Annotated in this window: 20 protein-coding genes; 15 read left to right on the forward strand and 5 right to left on the reverse strand. The window is 54.0% G+C overall.

What is annotated here, in order from left to right; translation table 11 throughout:
* The first annotated feature begins 70 nt into the window (after window positions 1–70).
* Together cysH and KXR87_RS12500 are read left to right on the forward strand one after the other, a co-directional pair.
* Window positions 71–805 carry a phosphoadenosine phosphosulfate reductase gene (cysH, locus tag KXR87_RS12495; RefSeq protein WP_437432570.1) on the forward strand — a complete coding sequence of 245 codons (735 nt, stop codon included), beginning with the start codon at window positions 71–73 and terminating at the stop codon, window positions 803–805.
* Between the two features lie 416 nt (window positions 806–1,221).
* Window positions 1,222–1,500 (forward strand): DUF5339 domain-containing protein, encoded by a 279-nt coding sequence (locus KXR87_RS12500; protein ID WP_437432571.1) that lies wholly within the window; start codon window positions 1,222–1,224, stop codon window positions 1,498–1,500.
* Window positions 1,501–1,545: 45 nt separating this feature from the next.
* Here KXR87_RS12500 and KXR87_RS12505 read toward each other — a convergent pair whose 3' ends face one another.
* Window positions 1,546–2,589 carry an aminopeptidase gene (locus KXR87_RS12505; RefSeq protein WP_437432572.1) on the reverse strand — a complete coding sequence of 348 codons (1,044 nt, stop codon included), beginning with the start codon at window positions 2,587–2,589 and terminating at the stop codon, window positions 1,546–1,548.
* Between the two features lie 244 nt (window positions 2,590–2,833).
* Between KXR87_RS12505 and cysG the strand changes: the two genes are divergently transcribed.
* The 13 genes from cysG (at window position 2,834) to rpoS (ending at window position 14,064) form a co-directional block, all read left to right on the forward strand.
* Window positions 2,834–4,240, forward strand: a complete 1,407-nt coding sequence (gene cysG, locus KXR87_RS12510) for a siroheme synthase CysG (RefSeq protein WP_437432641.1) — start codon at window positions 2,834–2,836, stop codon at window positions 4,238–4,240.
* 9 nt (window positions 4,241–4,249) lie between these two features.
* A complete protein-coding gene (gene cysD / locus KXR87_RS12515) occupies window positions 4,250–5,158 on the forward strand; it encodes a sulfate adenylyltransferase subunit CysD (protein ID WP_437432573.1) in 909 nt (302 codons plus the stop codon).
* Between the two features lie 9 nt (window positions 5,159–5,167).
* Window positions 5,168–6,595, forward strand: a complete 1,428-nt coding sequence (gene cysN, locus KXR87_RS12520; protein ID WP_437432574.1) for a sulfate adenylyltransferase subunit CysN — start codon at window positions 5,168–5,170, stop codon at window positions 6,593–6,595.
* A complete protein-coding gene (gene cysC / locus KXR87_RS12525) occupies window positions 6,595–7,200 on the forward strand; it encodes an adenylyl-sulfate kinase (protein WP_437432575.1) in 606 nt (201 codons plus the stop codon). The genes cysN and cysC overlap by 1 nt, the downstream gene beginning before the upstream one ends.
* Before the next feature lie 71 nt (window positions 7,201–7,271).
* Entirely contained in the window at window positions 7,272–7,595 is a 324-nt protein-coding gene (locus KXR87_RS12530; RefSeq protein WP_437432576.1) for a DUF3561 family protein, read from the forward strand.
* 176 nt (window positions 7,596–7,771) lie between these two features.
* A complete protein-coding gene (gene ftsB, locus KXR87_RS12535) occupies window positions 7,772–8,101 on the forward strand; it encodes a cell division protein FtsB (protein ID WP_437432577.1) in 330 nt (109 codons plus the stop codon).
* A gap of 19 nt (window positions 8,102–8,120) precedes the next feature.
* On the forward strand, window positions 8,121–8,831 hold the full coding sequence (ispD, locus tag KXR87_RS12540; protein ID WP_437432578.1) for a 2-C-methyl-D-erythritol 4-phosphate cytidylyltransferase: 711 nt from the start codon (window positions 8,121–8,123) through the stop codon (window positions 8,829–8,831).
* Complete coding sequence (gene ispF, locus KXR87_RS12545; protein ID WP_437432579.1) at window positions 8,831–9,310, forward strand: 2-C-methyl-D-erythritol 2,4-cyclodiphosphate synthase; 480 nt, start codon at window positions 8,831–8,833, stop codon at window positions 9,308–9,310. The genes ispD and ispF overlap by 1 nt, the downstream gene beginning before the upstream one ends.
* Window positions 9,307–10,353: a tRNA pseudouridine(13) synthase TruD gene (gene truD / locus KXR87_RS12550; RefSeq protein ID WP_437432580.1), complete on the forward strand. Its 1,047-nt coding sequence runs from the start codon at window positions 9,307–9,309 to the stop codon at window positions 10,351–10,353. The genes ispF and truD overlap by 4 nt, the downstream gene beginning before the upstream one ends.
* Window positions 10,334–11,095 carry a 5'/3'-nucleotidase SurE gene (gene surE / locus KXR87_RS12555; RefSeq protein WP_437432581.1) on the forward strand — a complete coding sequence of 254 codons (762 nt, stop codon included), beginning with the start codon at window positions 10,334–10,336 and terminating at the stop codon, window positions 11,093–11,095. Before truD ends, surE begins: the two co-directional genes overlap by 20 nt.
* Entirely contained in the window at window positions 11,089–11,715 is a 627-nt protein-coding gene (locus KXR87_RS12560) for a protein-L-isoaspartate(D-aspartate) O-methyltransferase (protein WP_437432582.1), read from the forward strand. The genes surE and KXR87_RS12560 overlap by 7 nt, the downstream gene beginning before the upstream one ends.
* 150 nt (window positions 11,716–11,865) lie before the next feature.
* Window positions 11,866–12,954: a murein hydrolase activator NlpD gene (gene nlpD / locus KXR87_RS12565; protein WP_437432583.1), complete on the forward strand. Its 1,089-nt coding sequence runs from the start codon at window positions 11,866–11,868 to the stop codon at window positions 12,952–12,954.
* Between the two features lie 117 nt (window positions 12,955–13,071).
* Entirely contained in the window at window positions 13,072–14,064 is a 993-nt protein-coding gene (gene rpoS / locus KXR87_RS12570) for an RNA polymerase sigma factor RpoS (protein WP_437432584.1), read from the forward strand.
* Between the two features lie 338 nt (window positions 14,065–14,402).
* On the opposite strand, the gene KXR87_RS12575 is transcribed toward rpoS, so the two are convergent.
* The 4 genes from KXR87_RS12575 to KXR87_RS12590 all read right to left on the reverse strand — a co-directional run bounded on the left by KXR87_RS12575 (window position 14,403) and on the right by KXR87_RS12590 (window position 18,878).
* Window positions 14,403–14,831, reverse strand: a complete 429-nt coding sequence (locus tag KXR87_RS12575; protein ID WP_437432585.1) for an OsmC family protein — start codon at window positions 14,829–14,831, stop codon at window positions 14,403–14,405.
* 135 nt (window positions 14,832–14,966) lie between these two features.
* The gene (gene mutS, locus KXR87_RS12580) at window positions 14,967–17,528 is read right to left on the reverse strand and encodes a DNA mismatch repair protein MutS (RefSeq protein WP_437432586.1); all 2,562 of its coding nucleotides are present in this window, start codon (window positions 17,526–17,528) and stop codon (window positions 14,967–14,969) included.
* Between the two features lie 285 nt (window positions 17,529–17,813).
* Window positions 17,814–18,308: a hypothetical protein gene (locus KXR87_RS12585; RefSeq protein ID WP_437432587.1), complete on the reverse strand. Its 495-nt coding sequence runs from the start codon at window positions 18,306–18,308 to the stop codon at window positions 17,814–17,816.
* A gap of 117 nt (window positions 18,309–18,425) precedes the next feature.
* On the reverse strand, window positions 18,426–18,878 hold the full coding sequence (locus tag KXR87_RS12590) for an N-acetyltransferase family protein (RefSeq protein WP_437432588.1): 453 nt from the start codon (window positions 18,876–18,878) through the stop codon (window positions 18,426–18,428).
* Between the last annotated feature and the right edge of the window lie 256 nt (window positions 18,879–19,134).

Raw genomic sequence — 19,134 nt, forward strand, 5'->3', positions numbered from 1 at the left:
TAATTTGGCCTCGTCCTGCTCTCTTTTAAGGGAAAAGCAGGATGAGGATAAATTCATAAGTGAGGAACCTATGTCCGTACTTGATCTCTCTGCTCTGAATGCGTTGTCCAAAGAGGAGAGTGCGCTTGCGCTTGCAGATGTTAACGCTCAGCTGGAAGCTAAAAACGCTGAGGAGCGTGTGGCCTGGGCACTGGAAAATCTGCCGGGTGAATATGTGCTCTCCTCCAGTTTCGGCATTCAGGCGGCGGTGAGCCTGCATCTGGTGAATCAGCTTTGCCCGGATATCCCGGTTATCCTGACGGATACCGGCTATTTGTTCCCGGAAACCTATCGCTTTATTGATGAGCTGACGGACAAGCTCAAGCTGAACCTGCAAATCTTCCGTGCGCCGCAAACTCCTGCCTGGCAGGAGGCGCGTTATGGCAAGTTGTGGGAGCAGGGTGTTGAGGGAATTGAAAAATACAACGATATCAACAAAGTCGAGCCGATGAACCGTGCGCTGAAGGAACTGAAGGCACAAACCTGGTTTGCGGGCCTGCGTCGTGAACAGTCCGAGAGCCGCGCCAATCTGTCGGTGCTCGGCCTTCAGCGTGGCGTCTTTAAGGTGCTGCCGATCATTGACTGGGATAACCGTACCGTCTATCAGTACCTGCAAAAGCACGGCCTGAAATACCATCCGTTGTGGGACGAAGGCTATCTCTCCGTCGGCGACACCCATACCACCCGTAAATGGGAACCCGGCATGGCGGAGGAAGATACCCGCTTCTTCGGCCTGAAACGCGAGTGCGGCCTGCACGAAGGCTGACTGTAGATTGTGGATGCGTCATAGGAATAAGCGCCCGGCTAACCACCGGGCGTTTTTTTATTTGTGGCAGGGCGCTCTGACGGTGAAAGGTGATATTGCGCCAGGCACCATTTCACATAGTGAGTAAAATCAATATCTTAAGATTCTTAAAAAACATAGGAAAGTTGGTAGAATTTTAAGGGTGATATTTTTTTATTAGAAATCAATGAATTAATTTAAGAGTGTTCCCCGCGCGAGCGGGAATAAACCAGCCTTTATCACGCTGGCCGCTCAGGTTCATATATTCCTCAGCCCAGCAGTAACCTTCTTCCTTCCCCCAACCAGTCCGGTTCCAGACCTCTCCCCGCTGCCTGATTTTGCTATCGTACCCGCGCCATGTGGGATGGCATCACCTCAATACTTCAAACAGGGATAATATGATGAAAAAGATCGTGCTGGCAGCACTGCTGATGGGCCTTTGCGCCTCCTCTTTTGCACAAACGGAGACATGCAAACAATACTTCGCGACGGTGGATAATTTCATCGCTGAGGCCTCAAAACACGAAGAGGCAAAAGCGCAGGTTGATATGCTGAAAACCCAGATTGCCGAAACCAAAAAGCAGCTGGAAAGCTATCCGCCTGAGCAGCGGGATGTTGGATGCAAACAGGGTCTGGAAGCCATGAAGCAGTTAAACGCGGCGATGGGCATCAAATGATGAAGAAGGGAGCCAGTGCTCCCTTCTTTAACCCTATCGGCCGCTTTATGTTTTCGTGGCCTTTGCCAGTTCCCTTACCAGCGGCAGCATAATGCGCATCACATCGCGGCTGCGGTGTTCAATCCGCCCCGGAAGCGCCTGGTCAATATGCTGAATGTTATCGAGCTTAACGCTATGCCAGCTTACCCCGTCGGGGAAAGCCCGGGATTTTGCCCGCTGCTGATAACCATCTTTTTTGCCTAACATCCAGTTCGTTGCCTCCACTGACAGTACCGGAATACCTTCATTATCAAAGACCTCTGCGTCACCACAGCAGCTGGTCCCCTTAGGGTAGTCAGGATGTTTACCAGGATTCGTGCTGGCGGGGATCCCCAGACTGCGGGCAATGCTCAGTGCCCGGTCGCGGGTGAGTTTACGTACTGAGGCAGGGGTTTTTTTCCCGCTATTAAAATAGAGATGGTCCCCAACCACGAGATTATCGAGATTAATGACCAGCAGGGTATGTTTCTTCTCGGCTTCACTCATGCGCTTAAGGACATTCTGCGCCCCGAGGCTTCCTTCCTCTTCACCACTGGTGGCAATAAAACGAATGCTGTAATCCGTTGGCACGGACTTCAATTGTTCCGCCAGTTCGAGCATCACCCCCAGTCCTGCCGCATTGTCATCAATACCCTGCAGGCTCAGTCCGCCCAGATTATGGTCGATATCTGCCTCGCTGCGAGGGGCATAGGTGTCCAGATGCGCCATGATGATGATCTGTTGCGGATGCTTACCTTCGTGGGCGGCAATCACCGTACTGCCGGTAACGTTCTGCCAGTTCTGCTGGTTATCCTGCGCCGTCCACGTATAGCGGCTGTTAAATTTACGAATGTCACTTTTATAGCCCATCCGGGCAAACTGCTGGCGCAGGTAATCGGCAGAGAGCATCTCTGCCGGAGTACCGGTCATCCGGCCAGGAAAATAGGTAGCAATATGGCGCGCCTGAGTGCTTGCAAATTCGCCAGGATGGGGGGCTCTTGCCTGAGCAGGGAGAATAAAGCATACGCCGAGCGCCAGGGCAGCGGTACGGTGGCGCAATGCGGAAAACATAGGGAGTCCTTTTTGATGCTAAATTTTTACCGCGCTTAGTATGAAACTGTGACCCCGATTACACAATTTCATTTCTTCGCAAGGTTGCGAAAACCGGGGCCTTAAGCACTTTTTGATATGACCATTGCCAGCGCGTTATTCCTTTGCGGAACTACTCATTCCAATTCGTAATTTCATTCGCCTGAGGGCTCCCCCTATAGTCCCACTATTCCTGCTGATGAGTGAGTCAACGCCTGTGGATTACCTGCCTTTGTTTGCTGCTGTGAAAGACCGTCCCGTGCTGGTGATTGGGGGGGGAGAGATCGCCGCGCGGAAAATTACTTTCTTACGCAAGGCGGGGGCGCAGGTACAGGTGGTGGCAGAAGCACTTGAGCCATCGCTTCAGCGTCTGGCTGACCAACAACAGATTAAATGCATCGCACGCCACTTTGACGACTCTCAGCTTGATGCTGTTTTTCTGGTGATTGCGGCAACTGACGATGCGGCGCTTAATCGTCGGGTATTCGACGCGGCCAACGCACGTCACCGGCTGGTTAACGTGGTCGACGATCAGCCGCTGTGCTCGTTTATCTTTCCTTCCATTGTCGATCGTGCCCCGCTGCTGGTGGCCATCTCCTCTGGCGGTAATGCGCCGGTGCTGGCACGTCTGCTGCGGGAAAAGATTGAAGCGTTGCTGCCGGCAAACCTGGGTCGTATGGCTGAAGTTGCAGGCCGCTGGCGTAACCGTATTAAAGCGTACCGGAAAACCACCGATGAACGCCGCCGTTTCTGGGATGTCGCTTTTCGGGGACGTTTTGCCAGCCTGATGGCGGCAGGTAAAGAGTCGGAGGCGGAACAGGCACTGGCGGATGAGCTGGCGAAACCTGGCAGCAGCCAGGGCGAAATTATTCTGGTGGGAGCAGGGCCTGGTGATGCCGGTTTACTGACCCTGCGCGGTTTGCAGGTCATGCAGCAGGCTGATGTGGTCTTCTATGACCACCTGGTCACCGAAGGCGTTCTGGAGCTGGTCCGCCGGGATGCGGAGCTGATAAGCGTTGGCAAACGCGCGGGATCGCACCTGGTTGCGCAGCACGACACTAACCGCATGATGGTCGAAGCCGCACAGGCGGGTAAAACCGTCGTGCGCCTGAAGGGGGGCGACCCCTTTATTTTCGGCCGTGGGGGCGAAGAACTGCAGGCCGCGGCGGCGGCGGGCATTCCCTTCCAGGTGGTGCCAGGCGTGACGGCAGCCTCGGGCGCAACGGCTTATGCAGGCATTCCGTTAACGCATCGCGATTTTGCTCAGAGCGCCACCTTTGTGACCGGCCACTACAAAGCGGACAGCACGCCGTTCGACTGGGCACAACTGGCGCAGAGCCGCCAGACGCTGGCGATATATATGGGCACAATGAAGGCTGCAGAGATCGCCGAGCAGCTGATTGCGCATGGTCGCGATGCCAGCACCGCTGTTGCAGTGATTTCTCGCGGCACACGGGCTGACCAGCAGGTCAGAACCGGCACATTACAACAACTTGAAGAACTGGCGAAAGATGCGCCGATGCCTGCCCTGTTAGTGGTGGGAGAGGTTGTACAATTGCATCATCAACTCGCCTGGTTTCAACACTCGACAGGCCCGGACGCGTTTGATGCCTCCGTGGTGAATCTGGCTTAAGGAACGGTTATGGACCAAAAACGACTCACTCACCTGCGACAACTGGAAGCAGAAAGCATCCATATCATTCGCGAGGTGGCCGCCGAATTTTCCAATCCGGTGATGATGTACTCCATCGGCAAAGACTCCAGCGTGATGCTGCACCTGGCGCGTAAGGCGTTTTATCCGGGTACGCTACCTTTCCCACTGCTGCATGTGGACACCGGCTGGAAGTTCCGTGAGATGTATGAGTTCCGTGACCGTACGGCGAAGGCCTATGGCTGCGAGCTGTTGGTGCATAAAAACCCGGAAGGGGTGGCGATGGGTATTAACCCGTTCGTGCACGGCAGCGCTAAGCATACCGATATCATGAAAACCGAAGGGCTGAAGCAGGCGCTGAACAAATACGGTTTTGACGCAGCCTTCGGCGGTGCACGCCGTGATGAAGAGAAGTCGCGCGCGAAAGAGCGTATTTACTCCTTCCGCGATCGTTTCCACCGCTGGGACCCGAAAAACCAGCGCCCGGAGCTGTGGCACAACTATAACGGCCAGATTAATAAAGGCGAAAGCATCCGCGTTTTCCCGCTCTCCAACTGGACCGAGCTGGATATCTGGCAGTACATCTACCTCGAAAATATTGAAATCGTTCCGCTGTACCTGGCCGCAGAGCGCCCGGTCCTGGAGCGCGATGGCATGCTGATGATGATCGATGACGATCGTATTGATTTGCAACCAGGTGAGGTGATCAAAAAACAGATGGTGCGTTTTCGTACCCTTGGCTGCTGGCCGCTGACCGGTGCGGTGGAGTCCGGGGCGCAGACGCTGCCGGAGATCATCGAAGAGATGCTGGTCTCCACCACCAGTGAACGTCAGGGTCGCGTCATTGACCGCGATCAGGCAGGCTCCATGGAGCTGAAAAAACGTCAGGGATACTTCTAAGGAGCCGCCATGAATACCACTATCGCCCAACAAATTGCCGATGAAGGCGGCGTTGAAGCCTACCTGCATGCACAACAGCATAAAAGCCTGCTGCGTTTTCTGACCTGCGGCAGCGTCGACGACGGTAAAAGCACCCTGATTGGTCGCCTGCTGCACGACACCCGTCAGATTTATGAAGATCAGCTCTCCACTCTGCATAACGACAGTAAGCGTCACGGGACGCAGGGGGAAAAACTCGATCTGGCGCTGCTGGTGGATGGCCTCCAGGCCGAGCGTGAGCAGGGCATTACCATTGATGTGGCGTATCGCTACTTCTCCACCGAAAAACGTAAATTTATTATTGCGGATACCCCTGGCCATGAGCAGTATACCCGCAACATGGCGACCGGGGCCTCGACCTGCGATCTGGCCATCCTGTTGATTGACGCCCGTAAAGGGGTACTGGATCAGACCCGCCGTCATAGCTTTATCTCCACGTTACTGGGTATTAAGCACCTGGTGGTGGCAGTGAACAAAATGGATCTGGTTGGCTTTAGTGAAGAGACGTTCGAGTCGATTCGTCAGGATTACCTGACCTTTGCTGAACAGCTGCCGGGCAATCTGGATATTCGCTTTGTGCCGCTTTCCGCGCTGGAAGGCGATAACGTGGCCTCCCAGAGCGCAAAACTCCCCTGGTATAGCGGCCCTACGTTGCTTGAAGTACTGGAAACCGTGGCTATTCACCGCGTGGTTGAGACGCAGCCGATGCGCTTCCCGGTGCAGTATGTAAACCGCCCGAACCTGGATTTCCGTGGCTTTTCCGGCACGCTGGCATCCGGTGCTGTGTCCGTGGGGCAACGTATAAAAGTATTGCCGTCAGGCGTGGAGTCTACCGTTGCACGTATTGTGACCTTCGATGGTGATTTACAAGAAGCCCATGCGGGGGAGGCCATTACCCTGGTGCTGAAAGATGAAATCGACATCAGCCGTGGTGACCTGATTCTGGACGCCAGCGAAACGGTTCCTTCCGTACAACACGCGTCGCTTGATGTGGTGTGGATGGCGGAACAGCCTTTAACGCCAGGCCAGAGCTATGACATCAAAATCGCCGGTAAGAAGACCCGCGCCCGTGTGGATGCGATCCAGTACCAGGTCGATATCAATAATCTGCATCAACGTGAAGTCGACAACCTGCCGCTCAACGGTATCGGGCTGGTGGATCTGACGTTTGATGAGCCCTTGACCCTGGATCCTTACCAGGAAAACCCGGTGACCGGCGGCCTGATCTTTATCGATCGCTTAAGCAACGTCACCGTAGGGGCCGGTATGGTGCGCGAGGTGCATCATCATGACAACGCCGCTCCTTCGTCGTTCAGCGCCTTTGAGCTGGAGCTGAATCAGCTTGTCCGTAAGCATTTCCCGCACTGGGGTGCGCGCGACCTGCTCGGAGGCAAGTAATGGCGCAGCATGACGAAAATGTCGTCTGGCATGACCATCCGGTGACGGCGCAGCAACGCGAAACTCTCCACGGTCACCGTGGCGTGGTGCTGTGGTTTACCGGGCTGTCTGGCTCCGGTAAATCTACCGTCGCCGGTGCGCTGGAAGCGGCATTGCATAAGCTGGGTGTGAGTACCTATCTGCTGGACGGTGACAATGTCCGCCACGGCCTGTGCAGTGACCTTGGGTTTAGCGATGATGACCGTAAAGAAAATATCCGTCGGGTGGGGGAAGTGGCACGCCTGATGGTCGATGCAGGGCTGGTTGTCCTGACCGCCTTTATTTCACCTCATCGGGCGGAGCGGCAGACGGTGCGCGAGCGTCTGGGGGAAGGGCGGTTTATCGAGGTTTTCGTCGATACCCCATTGGCCATTTGTGAAGCGCGGGACCCAAAAGGACTCTATAAAAAAGCGCGCGCTGGTGAACTGCGAAACTTTACCGGCATTGACGCGGTTTACGAAGCGCCTGAATCACCAGAAGTTCACCTTGAAGGTGAACAATTAGTAACAAATTTAGTGAGTCAATTATTAGACCTCATGAGACGGGACGATATTATCAGATCCTAAGACAGCACCGTGGATACCGATGCCTGAAGGGTATCCCGGTTTTGCCAGCCGAAAAGGCTATGGGGTCCGATATGCGCAACAGTCAGAACATCACCATTTCAGGGTCGGAGAACTTAACGACCAGCGATGAAACCACCTGGTCCTTCCCTGGGGCCATCGTGGGTTTTGTCGCATGGCTGCTGGCGCTGTCAATTCCGTTTCTGCTCTATGGCCCGAATACGCTGTTCTTCTTCTTGTATACGTGGCCCTTTTTCCTCGCACTGATGCCTGTCGCTGTCGTGGTAGGCATTGCCCTGCATTCTCTGCTTGATGGAAAGCTGCTGTATAGCATCGTCTCGACACTGCTGATGGTCGTGGCCATGTTTGGTGGCTTGTTTATGTGGCTGATGGGCTAAACCCATCCATACTTCAAACCGTAACGCAGGTTAAGACAATGTGTCCGGCGGGGACAAACCTTCGGTAAGACGGGCAAATATGCTACATTCTGACGCGGTGATCCTGTATCACCCGGCCCCGGTGTGGAGTCTGAGAAAAAGTTATGGGATGATGAGGCCGTTTTTCAGGGGGCAGGATGGGTAAATTAACGCTGCTGTTGCTGGCTTTGCTTGTCTGGCTGCAGTACTCGCTGTGGTTCGGCAAAAACGGCCTTCATGATTATGGTCGTGTAAATGACGACGTTGCGGTTCAGCAGGCAACGAACGCCAAACTTAAAGCGCGAAACGATCAACTCTTTGCCGAAATTGATGACCTCAATGGCGGGCAGGAGGCAATTGAGGAGCGCGCACGCAATGAATTAACCATGACCAGACCGGGCGAAACGTTCTATCGTCTGGTGCCAGACGCGTCTAAACGCGCTCAGGGGTCAGTGCAAAACAGACAAAATACGCAAAATAATCGATAAACAATCCCGGGTTAATGACATGGCAGCAATCCTTCCGGACGTTTATGCCGTGGTGCCGGCCGCAGGATTTGGCCGCCGCATGCAAACGGAATGTCCCAAACAATATCTCTCTATTGGCGATAAAACGATCCTCGAACATGCCGTGGCGGCGCTGCTGGCGCATCCACGCGTTAAACGTGTGTTCATTGCCGTCACACCAGGTGACGCGCGTTTTGCTCAGCTTCCTCTCGCACATCATCCCGCCGTCACTGTGGTGGATGGCGGCGCCGAGCGTGCCGACTCCGTCCTGGCAGGTCTGAAAGCGGCACAAGGTGCGCCCTGGGTTCTGGTGCACGATGCCGCGCGCCCCTGTTTGCATCAGGATGACTTAAACCGACTGCTGCAACTGAGCGAAACCAGCCGGGTAGGCGGTATTCTTGCGGCCCCCGTACGTGACACCATGAAACGTGCTGAACCCGGCAAGCGCGCTATTGCACACACTGTTGATCGTAACGATTTATGGCATGCGCTCACGCCACAGTTTTTCCCCCATGAACTCCTGCATGACTGCCTCACGCGGGCCCTTCACGAAGGCGCGACCATTACCGATGAAGCTTCGGCGCTGGAGTTCTGCGGCTATCACCCCGAGCTGGTGGTGGGTCGGGCGGATAATATAAAAGTCACCCGGCCGGAAGATTTACAACTTGCTGAGTTTTACCTCACCCATTCCCAATACCAGGAGAAAGCATAATGCGCATTGGACACGGTTTTGACGTACACGCCTTCGGCGGCGAAGGCCCCATCATTATTGGCGGCGTGCGCATTCCCTGGGAAAAAGGGTTGCTGGCACACTCAGATGGTGACGTTGCCCTGCATGCGCTGACCGATGCTCTGCTGGGTGCAGCGGCACTCGGCGACATCGGTAAACTCTTCCCGGATACCGATCCCGCGTTCAAAGGCGCAGACAGCCGTGAGTTGCTGCGTGAAGCCTGGCGCCGTATCCAGGCCAAAGGCTACCAGCTTGGCAATGTCGACGTCACCATCATTGCCCAGGCGCCTAAAATGTTGCCGCATATCCCGCAGATGCGCGTCTTCATTGCAGAAGATCTGGGGTGCCATATGGATGACGTTAACGTGAAAGCCACTACTACTGAAAAACTCGGTTTTACCGGGCGTGGTGAAGGCATCGCCTGCGAAGCGGTGGCTCTTCTGCATAAGGCGGGAAAATGACCGATTTTGAGCAACTGACATACCTGCATGGCAAACCTGCCGGCAACGGGGTGTTGAAAGCTAATCCGGAAGATTTCGTCGTTATCGAAGACTTAGGCTTCGAACCAGACGGCGAGGGTGAACATATTCTGGTGCGGATTCTGAAAAACGGCTGCAACACCCGTTTTGTTGCCGACGCGCTGGCAAAATTCCTTAAAATACACGCCCGCGAGGTGAGCTTCGCGGGTCAGAAAGATAAGCATGCCGTTACTGAACAGTGGCTTTGCGCCCGCGTGCCGGGCAATGGAATGCCGGATCTGAGCGCGTTCCAGCTGGAAGGGTGCAAAGTGCTGGAGTACGCACGCCATAAGCGTAAGCTGCGTACAGGTGCGCTTAAAGGCAATAACTTTACGCTGGTGCTGCGGGGTATCACCGATCGCCACGACGTCGAGGTGCGCCTGCAGGCTATTAGCGAGCAGGGTGTGCCGAACTACTTCGGCGCGCAGCGTTTTGGCCTGGGCGGCAGTAACCTGCTGGGTGCGCAGCGCTGGGCACAAAGCGATGCCCCGGTTCGCGATCGCAATAAACGCAGTTTCTGGTTGTCGGCGGCGCGTAGCGCGTTGTTTAATCAGATAGTCCACGAGCGTTTGAAAAAACCGGACTTTAATCAAGTTGTTGACGGCGATGCGCTACAATTAGCGGGACGCGGAAGCTGGTTTGTGGCAACGGCTGACGAGCGCGAAGCGCTGCAGGCGCGTGTGGATGCAAAAGAATTAATGATAACGGCTGCACTGCCGGGCAGTGGCGAATGGGGACCGCAAGGCGATGCGCTGGCATTCGAGCAGGCCGCCGTGGCAGATGCGCCGGAATTACAACATTTGCTGGTGCGTGAAAAGGTGGAAGCGGCTCGCCGCGCAATGCGTCTTTTTCCGCAGCGGATGAGCTGGAACTGGTGGGATGACGTAACCGTTGAGGTGCGTTTCTGGCTGCCTGCGGGAAGCTTTGCTACCAGTGTGGTAAGGGAAATTATCAATACGGGTGATTATGCGAATATTGCTGAGTAACGATGACGGTATCCACGCGCCGGGTATTCAGACGCTGGCAAAAGCCCTTCGGGAATTTGCTGATGTTCAGGTCGTCGCTCCCGATCGTAACCGCAGTGGTGCTTCGAATTCACTGACGCTGGAATCCTCTCTTCGTACCTTTGCATTTGAAAATGGCGATATCGCGGTGCAGATGGGCACCCCAACCGACTGTGTCTTTCTGGGGGTTAACGCACTGATGCGACCGCGCCCGGATGTGGTGGTGTCTGGTATTAATGCCGGCCCGAATCTGGGCGATGATGTCATCTACAGCGGCACCGTTGCTGCGGCTATGGAAGGGCGTCACCTGGGCTTTCCTGCGCTGGCCGTGTCGTTAAATGGCCACAAACATTATGACACGGCAGCAGCGGTAACCTGCTCTCTTTTACGCGGGTTGTCGCGTGAGCCTCTGCGCACGGGGCGCATCCTGAATATCAATGTTCCCGATCTGCCGCTTGATGAAATCAAAGGCATTCGTGTTACCCGTTGTGGAAGCCGGCATCCGGCCGATCAGGTCATTCCGCAGCAGGACCCGCGGGGTAATACGCTGTACTGGATTGGTCCACCGGGCGAGAAGTACGACGCCGGGCCGGATACCGATTTTGCCGCCGTTGATGAAGGTTATGTCTCGGTGACGCCGCTGCAGGTCGATCTCACCGCCTACAGTGCGCAGGATGTGCTTTCGGGGTGGCTTGAACGTGCCGGAGTCACCACGCAATGGTGAGTAAACGCATACAAACGCTTCTCAATCAGTTACGTACACTGGGCATCGCGGATGAGCATGTCCTGGAAGCTATCGCGCAGGTACCGCGCGAAAAGTTTATTGATGAAGCGTTTGAACTCCAGGCATGGGAAAACGTAGCCTTGCCGATAGGGCAGGGCCAAACCATTTCTCAGCCCTATATGGTTGCCAGAATGACCGCGTTGCTGGAGCTCACTCCGCAGTCGCGCGTACTGGAAATTGGCACAGGTTCCGGTTACCAGACCGCAATACTGGCGCACCTTGTGCACCATGTGTGTACCGTCGAGCGTATTAAAAGTTTGCAATGGCAGGCGCGCCGCCGTCTCAAACAACTTGATTTACATAATGTTTCAACACGTCATGGTGATGGCTGGCAGGGTTGGCAGGCACGCGCCCCGTTTGACGCTATTATTGTGACGGCTGCGCCGTTAGAAATTCCGACGGCGCTCATGTCGCAACTGGATGAAGGCGGCATTCTCGTTTTACCTGTGGGCGATGAACATCAGCAACTTAAGCGTGTTCGTCGGCGGGGAGACGAATTTATCATCGATACTGTCGAAGCCGTGCGTTTTGTGCCTCTGGTAAAGGGTGAACTGGCCTGAGAAACAGATTTTTCCTGGGTTAATCATGCTTTATCAGCGTATGGTGAGCAAATTTGCGCACCGCGGTTTCACGGTGTTTAAGTCATTGGTAACTAATACATTCCTGGGGGATAAATGAGCGCGGGAAGCCCAAAATTCACCGTACGTCGTGTGGCGGCACTGTCACTGGTTTCACTCTGGCTTGCGGGTTGTACAAGCTCCAACAATGCGCCTGCGCCAGTCAGTTCCGTAGGCGGCGACAACGGTTCCAGCAACGGTTCCGGAATGTTAATCACGCCGCCACCCATGACAAGCAGCCAGTCGCAGCCACAGATCCAACCGGTACAGCAGCCAAATATTCAGCCAACAAATCAAACAGCCGCTGTGCAGCCCGTCGTTCAACAACCTGTTGAGACCGCAAATGGTCGTATAGTTTATAACCGGAAGTACGGGAATATTCCGAAAGGTAGTTATACTGGCGGCAGCACTTACACGGTAAAACGCGGGGATACGCTCTTTTATATCGCCTGGATCACCGGGAACGATTTCAGGGATTTGGCGCAGCGAAACCACGTTGCGGCCCCGTATAGCTTGAATGTTGGGCAAACGCTTCAGGTTGGAAATGCTTCCGGCACACCAATCACTGGCGGAAATGCTATAACTCAGGCTGATGCATCTGCTCAAGGAATCATCACAAAGCCTGCACAAAATTCAACCGTGGCTGTTGCGTCCAAACCGACAATTACGTATTCTGAGGACTCAGGTGAACAAAGTGCTAACAAGATGTTGCCGAACAATAAGCCTGCGACCCCTGTCACAGCGCCTGTTACGGCTCCACAAGTTAGTACAACCGAACCGACTGTTAGCAGCACGTCAAACAGCGCGCCGATTTCAACGTGGCGCTGGCCGACTGAGGGCAAGGTCATCGACAACTTCTCTGCCACCGAAGGTGGTAATAAAGGGGTCGATATCGCAGGTAGTAAAGGACAGGCTATTGTCGCGACCGCAGATGGTCGCGTGGTATATGCCGGTAATGCACTGCGTGGTTACGGTAATCTTATTATCATCAAACACAACGATGATTACCTGAGTGCCTACGCCCATAACGATACGATGCTGGTCCGGGAACAACAAGAAATCAAGGCGGGGCAGAAAATAGCTACCATGGGTAGCTCCGGAACCAGTTCCACACGGTTGCATTTTGAAATTCGTTACAAGGGGAAATCCGTAAACCCGCTGCGTTATTTGCCGCAGCGATAATTCGGCAAAGTAGTGAAGCCTTCCTCTTTCGTTGTTGCAGCACGCAGATGTCGCTGCAACATACAAAACCGGAAAGCCTAAGTGCTTTGTCAAGGGATCACGGGTAGGAGCCACCTTATGACTCAGAATACGCTGAAAGTTCATGATTTAAATGAAGATGCGGAATTTGATGAAAACGGAGCAGAGGTTTTCGACGAGAAGGCCTTAGTAGAAGAGGAACCCAGTGATAACGACGTGGCCGAAGAGGAGTTGTTATCTCAGGGGGCTACCCAGCGTGTGCTGGATGCAACTCAACTCTATCTTGGGGAAATTGGTTACTCCCCATTACTGACGGCCGAAGAAGAAGTTTATTTTGCACGCCGCGCATTGCGTGGTGACGTTGCATCCCGCCGCCGCATGATTGAAAGTAACCTGCGTCTGGTGGTGAAAATTGCCCGTCGATACAGCAACCGTGGCCTTGCGCTGCTGGATCTGATCGAAGAGGGGAATTTGGGTCTCATCCGTGCTGTCGAGAAGTTTGACCCTGAACGTGGGTTCCGTTTCTCAACGTATGCGACCTGGTGGATTCGTCAAACCATCGAACGGGCGATCATGAATCAAACCCGTACCATTCGTTTGCCGATTCACATTGTTAAAGAGCTGAATGTCTATCTGCGTACCGCGCGTGAGTTGTCCCATAAACTGGACCACGAACCGAGCGCCGAAGAAATCGCAGAGCAGCTGGATAAACCCGTTGATGACGTGAGTCGTATGCTGCGCCTGAACGAACGTATCACTTCTGTTGATACTCCGTTGGGCGGCGATTCCGAAAAAGCGCTGCTGGACATCCTGGCAGACGAAAAAGACAACGGTCCTGAAGACACCACGCAGGACGATGATATGAAGCAAAGCATCGTTAAGTGGTTGTTTGAACTGAACGCTAAACAGCGTGAGGTACTGGCACGTCGTTTTGGTCTGCTCGGTTATGAAGCCGCAACCCTCGAAGATGTGGGTCGTGAAATCGGTCTGACCCGTGAACGCGTTCGTCAGATTCAGGTTGAAGGTCTGCGTCGTCTGCGTGAAATTCTGCAGGCACAGGGGCTGAATATTGAAGCGCTGTTCCGCGAATAAGTCCTGAACACGAAAAAGCCGGTCACCTGACCGGCTTTTTTTATCTCTTTTAGTCACTGCTACCGGTTTGCTTTCGCCAGCAAAGGCGAAATGGCAGGCTCCTGCGGGGCATCATGAGTCCCTTCCTGCATCTGAAAGCCTCGGGATAAAGTTATGCTAAGTCTTAGCGGCCCGGCATTACGCCAGCTGTACAGGCAGGGCTGACACTGAAATACCCTCCCCGGACGACTGAGTGAAGCGGAGCGAGGGCAGTTTACCCCGCTGACTCGAAAGATAAGAGCTGAGTACCCGGCCAAAAAAAACCGCCCACTGCGGGCGGTTTGTGCACTCAACGGTGGTTAGTTAAGGGTGTATTCCAGCGAGATATCGGCATTCAGCACTTTGGATACCGGACAACCGGCTTTGGCTTTCTGAATGGCTTCATCAAATTTGGCTGCGTCGGCACCTGGCACTTTGACGGCACTTTTCAGTGCGATTTTGGTAATGGCAAAGCCGCCGTCTACCTGATCAAGGGTAACGGTTGCCGTAGTGTCGATACTGTCGGCCGTATAGCCCACTTCGCCCAGGATCATGGAGAGCGCCATTGAGAAGCAGGCAGCATGTGCCGCACCAATCAGCTCTTCCGGGTTAGTCCCCGGCGTGCCTTCAAAGCGTGTGTTAAAGCCATAAGGCAGTTCTTTCAGCGCGCCGCTCTCAGTTGAAACGGTCCCTTTGCCACGTTTAAGATCGCCTGCCCAGTGAGCCTGTCCTTTCTTTTGAATTGCCATCGCATCGTTCCTTTCATTATTGAGAGAAAAAAATTGAGAGAATTAAAAAGTATAGAAGCCGAACACAGGCTTGCCTGGCATTCGTGAAATTTATTCCGGGGAGTGCGGCCCGCAGCGCTTGTGCGGGCCTGAGGGTTAGAGCAGGTTTTTCAGTCGGTAAATCCACTCCAGCGCCTGGCGGGGCGTTAAAGTGTCAGGATCAAGGTTTTCCAGTGCTTCAAGGGCAGGACTGGTCTCCTCAGGCGTTGCGAGTAAAGACATCTGGGTGCCATCAATTTGCGTCGCGCCAGCGCCCGGAGAGAGACTTTCAAGTTCGCGCAATTTCCCGCGTGCCCGCTTAATGACCTCTTTCGGTACGCCAGCCAGGGCGGCAACGGCAAGCCCGTAGCTTTTGCTGGCGGCACCGTCCTGTACACTGTGCATAAAGGCAATAGTATCGCCATGCTCAAGGGCATCAAGATGGACATTGGCCACGCCTTCCATTTTTTCCGGCAGTTGGGTCAGCTCGAAGTAGTGGGTCGCAAATAGCGTCAGCGCTTTGATTTTATTGGCCAGATTTTCCGCACACGCCCATGCCAGCGACAGGCCGTCGTAGGTCGAGGTACCGCGCCCGATCTCATCCATCAGCACCAGGCTATGCTCGGTGGCGTTATGCAGAATATTGGCGGTTTCGGTCATTTCCACCATGAAGGTTGAACGACCGCTCGCCAGATCGTCCGCTGCGCCCACGCGCGTAAAGATGCGATCAATAGGGCCAATTTCTACTTTCTGCGCCGGCACGTAGCTGCCGATATAGGCCAGTAGCGCAATCAGTGCCGTCTGGCGCATATAGGTACTTTTACCGCCCATGTTTGGGCCGGTAATAATCAGCATCCTGCGCTGGGGCGAGAGGCTGAGCGGATTGGCGATAAACGGCTCTTTCAGGACCTGTTCCACCACCGGGTGACGCCCTTCAACAATACGAATGCCGGGTTTGTCGATAAAGGTTGGGCAGCAGTAGTTAAGCGTGTCCGCTCGCTCCGCCAGGTTGACCAGCACATCCAGTTCTGCCAGCGCCGTGGCGCTTTGCTGCAACGCTTCGAGATGCGGCAACAGCAGATCGAACAACTCATCATAAAGCTGTTTTTCCAGCGCCAGCGCTTTGCCTTTTGAGGTCAGAACTTTGTCTTCGTACTCTTTTAATTCAGGAATGATATAGCGTTCGGCGTTTTTCAGCGTCTGGCGGCGGACGTAGTGAATAGGGGCAAGATGGCTCTGGCCCCGACTGATCTGAATAAAGTAACCGTGTACGCCGTTGTAGCCCACTTTGAGCGTATCCAGCCCCAGTTTCTCGCGTTCACGAATTTCGAGTCGGTCAAGATAATCGGTCGCGCCATCCGCCAGGCTACGCCACTCATCAAGCTCGGCGTTATAGCCGGGGGCAATGACACCACCGTCGCGCACAAGGACCGGTGGTGCCTCAATAATCGCGCGTTCCAGGAGTTCACGTAGTTCGGTAAATTCACCCATTTTTTCACGCAACTGCTGCACCGGTGCGCTGTCAACGCGTTCCAGCTGCGCACGCAGTTCCGGTAGTTGCTGGAAGGCATAACGCATGCGGGCCAGATCCCGCGGCCGGGCGGTACGCAGCGCCAGACGCGCCAGGATACGTTCTAAATCGCCCACCTGACGCAATACCGGTTGCAGCTCGCCGGTACTCTCCTGCAGGGCACCGATGGTCTGCTGCCGCTCACGTAGCGTTTTGCTGTCGCGCACCGGCATGTGCAGCCAGCGCTTTAGCATACGGCTGCCCATTGGTGTCACGGTACAGTCCAGCACCGAGGCAAGGGTATTTTCGATACCGCCCGCGAGGTTCTGGGTTATTTCCAGATTGCGACGCGTCGCTGCATCCATAATGATGCTGTCCTGCTGGCGCTCCATGGTGATTGAGCGAATGTGGGGCAGGGAGGTGCGTTGCGTATCTTTAACATACTGCAGAAGGCAGCCGGCCGCGCAGAGGCCGCGCGGCGCATTTTCTACGCCAAATCCCACCAGGTCACGCGTGCCAAACTGTAAGTTTAACTGCTGACGAGCGGTATCAATTTCGAACTCCCACAGCGGGCGACGGCGCAACCCACGCCGACCTTCAATTAATGCCGTTTCGGCAAAATCCTCCGCATAAAGCAGCTCTGCGGGGTTGGTGCGCTGGAGCTCTGCTGCCATGGTTTCCCGGTCAGCCGGTTCGCTGACGCGAAAACGTCCGGAGCTGATATCCAGAGTGGCGTAACCGAAGCCTTTACCGTCCTGCCAGATGGCCGCGAGCAGATTATCCTGACGTTCCTGCAGCAGTGCTTCATCACTGATGGTGCCGGGGGTGACGATGCGGACCACTTTGCGTTCTACCGGGCCTTTACTGGTGGCAGGATCGCCGATTTGTTCGCAAATCGCGACCGACTCCCCAAGGTTGACCAGCTTCGCCAGGTAGTTTTCCACCGCATGATGCGGGATACCCGCCATCGGAATCGGCTCGCCCGCGGAAGCACCGCGTTTGGTCAGCGAGATGTCCATCAACTGGGAAGCGCGTTTAGCATCGTCGTAAAACAGTTCGTAAAAATCGCCCATCCGATAGAACAGTAAAATCTCAGGATGCTGAGCCTTCAGCTTGAGATACTGCTGCATCATGGGGGTGTGGGCGTCGAAATTCTCTAATGTGCTCATCGGTTTGTAATGTCCGTTTTTAAAATTTTAATGAGTGCGTGATGTTTGTTGTTCTGATTAAGTATCACGCCGTCTCATTTGATCTGCTGTATGCCTGGATTTCGTGTCATAAATACGCAGGGAGCATGATAACGGACTCTTTATGGCAGGAAAACAAGCGCGAAAGCCATGCTCGTCTAAAGCCGCAGAAATGATGCAGTCTGGTCGCTACATTAACGCTGAATGGAGCATTCCGAGGGTTTTTAGGGCTACAGACTGAACCTGGCGAAGATTATGACACCTGGATTAGCGGCTTCCGTCGAAGCGTGCTGGTGCGGGGCTGGCGCTGATTTTAATGTAATGCTTCCAGGCGGGCGATCGCGACACGCCCCGTGGATCACCGATGAATGGAAGTTTCATGAAGGGCATCGCGGGTATTTCAACCCGCCATGTTGTATCGCCAATAAAGCTGAACTCAACTGCATTTGGATAAATGTTCAGGTCAGCAAAGGTGCCTGTCAGGTAGGCTCCACCCAGCGTCACTATTTCTTTCACCCCGTCATTCACATCGAGCAGTGCGATTTCAAGCATTTCTTCAAAGGGCACGTCATCAGTAAGAAATAACAGCAGCCGCTTATCGTCCACCATAACCGACGCCTCTATAACCTGAACAGGAAGCATAATGCCCGTCCCTTTTCCGGCCATCAGGACTTCATATTTCCCCACGGCTTTCGGCGTGGGGGCGTCCCTGAGTTGTAGCGTTACGTTATCCAGTAGCCTGAACATAATGAACCTCGGCATCTGCTAAATTCTTATGCAGACAAATTGCCATAACAGATAATAAATTGCATCACAAATGAAAAGTGGCTGATTTAGCTAACAGGGAATAACAGCCTTTTCTTTTACTACATAAGAGAATTATCTGACCTGCATCCGGTATTCAATCATTCCACTTTTTTTCGCAACCCAGTCATATAACCGTTGTCCACGGTAATTGGCTTCATGGGTATGCCAGTAAAGATGACTGGAATGACGTTTTCTGGCTTCCTTCTGCACATATTCAATTAATTGTTTGCCAATCTGTTTACCGCGAAGTGTTTCGCAGACATATAAATCCTCCAGATAACAGTAATCACTGTCAGCCCAGGTTGAGCGGTGAAAAAGATAATGAGCAAACCCTACGACAGCTCCATTATGTTTTGCTACTACGCAGAAAACGGGCTCAAGTGGGCTGAAAAAACGTTGCCAGGTACGTTCAGTGACAGCATCAGAAATATCAACGTTGTAAAACTGCTGATATTTTTTCCACAGTGGCAACCAGTCTTCATAATCAGTGGCGCTGGCAGCTTCAATAATAATTTCATTATTCATATTTATAACCTCTTGTGTTTTTCTTAATAAATTGTGTTCTGTGCTGGCGCAGGAAAATAGCAAACTCTGCCATTAACGCCTGGTATGCCAACGGGTTAGTTGCAGAGCATCTTCGTCTGTGGCCAGGCAATGTCGCACGGTCGCAATGTTCCAGTACAACAGGCAGGGTGAAAGTGCCTACCTTAAGATCCTGATTTCAGGGAACGACCCTGCACTCAGCCGCTGCCTCACCCGTTCATGCCAGCGGGATAAGTAT

Source organism: Yokenella regensburgei (assembly GCF_051486985.1).
Lineage (GTDB): Bacteria > Pseudomonadota > Gammaproteobacteria > Enterobacterales > Enterobacteriaceae > CBFFRJ01.